Source organism: Oleiphilus sp. HI0117 (genome assembly GCF_001635235.1).
Map to the genome: position 1 here is coordinate 1 of NZ_LWGA01001520.1, position 1,250 is coordinate 1,250.

The 1,250-nt window shown below is 44.6% G+C and carries 3 protein-coding genes; all 3 read right to left on the reverse strand.

Annotation, left to right across the window (positions count from 1 at the left end):
* Nucleotides 1-610, reverse strand: a 610-nt coding sequence (locus A3757_RS24930; protein WP_369819615.1) for a phosphate acyltransferase, incomplete at its 3' end; no start/stop codon positions are given.
* A gap of 31 nt (nt 611-641) precedes the next feature.
* Nucleotides 642-821, reverse strand: a complete 180-nt coding sequence (gene rpmF, locus A3757_RS24935) for a 50S ribosomal protein L32 (protein ID WP_068506763.1) — start codon at nt 819-821, stop codon at nt 642-644.
* A gap of 51 nt (nt 822-872) precedes the next feature.
* On the reverse strand, nt 873-1,250 hold a 378-nt coding region (locus A3757_RS24940; RefSeq protein WP_068740505.1), incomplete at its 5' end, for a YceD family protein.

The following is a 1,250-nucleotide window of genomic DNA, read 5'->3' on the forward strand; positions in this document are numbered from 1 at the left end:
TACTTTCACCGCCAACATTTAACAGTGCCACCCGGGGATTTTCAACGCCTTTGGTAATTTTTGCTAATACTTGGCCCATGATTGCAAACTGAAGAAGATGTTCGGCCGAACTATCAACATTTGCACCTAAGTCCAGAACGAAACAGCCACCACCTTGAGAAGGAAACATTTTAGTAATCGCGGGCCTATCTATACCGGGAAAGGTTCCCAGTATTGATCGCCCTAACAACATCAAAGCACCGGTATTTCCTGAGCTTACACAAGCTTGAGCTTGACCAGACTTGACCAGTTGGAGTGCCACAGCCATCGAGGAATCTTGCTTACTGCGCAGCACACGAGAAGGACGGTCATCCATAGAGACAACGGTTTCGGCGTGAACAATCGATATTGATGGATTTTCTGGGTAGGAGTGCAACAAAGCCTCCAATTCAACCTGTTTTCCAACAAGGATGATATTGAAGGCTTTGCTTTGGCAGCTGGCTGCCGGAGACGCTTGAGAAGCATCATTTGACTGAAGCTTTTCAAGATAGGCAAAAACAGCAGGGACAACAACCTGAGGGCCATCATCGCCACTCATTGCATCAACTGCAATGGTGATTCCTACAGACATTTCGCCGTCTTCAGAAACTAGTATTTACGTACTAGTCTTCTAATGTCTCAATTACTTTCTTGCCACGGTAGAAACCGTCAGCAGAAACGTGGTGACGCAAGTGCTTCTCACCTGTAGTTGGATCTACAGATAAAGTTGCAGTGCCTAGCGCGTCATGTGAACGACGCATGCCACGTCTTGAACGAGTTTTCTTACTTTTTTGAACAGCCATATTTGTTCTCCCGCGGGTATTTCAAATCAATTGATGAGCTTAGCTCACCGATTATTTCTTTAAATTCAGTTCTGAAAGCACGCTGAAAGGATTCTCTTTGGTCTCTTCGACCTCACTTTCAACACTCTCTTCAATATCACCTTCGTTATACTCTTCAGGTTCGCAATCATCATGATAAGCGAACATTGGCAAACTCAGGATCAATTCTTCTTCTATCACATCCAGTAAAACAAGCTTTTCATCTTCCACCAATAAAGGTTCATAAACACGCGGAAGGTTTTGCGCTTGCTCGTCACTCATTACAATTCCGAGCTGAAACTCAGAACTTATTGTCTTTTTGACCGGATGTAAGCAGCGCTGGCAAAGCAAGTTCAATTCAGCTGAAAGCTTGCCCTTCAATATACGCAGCCTTTGCTCATCCCGTCCAAA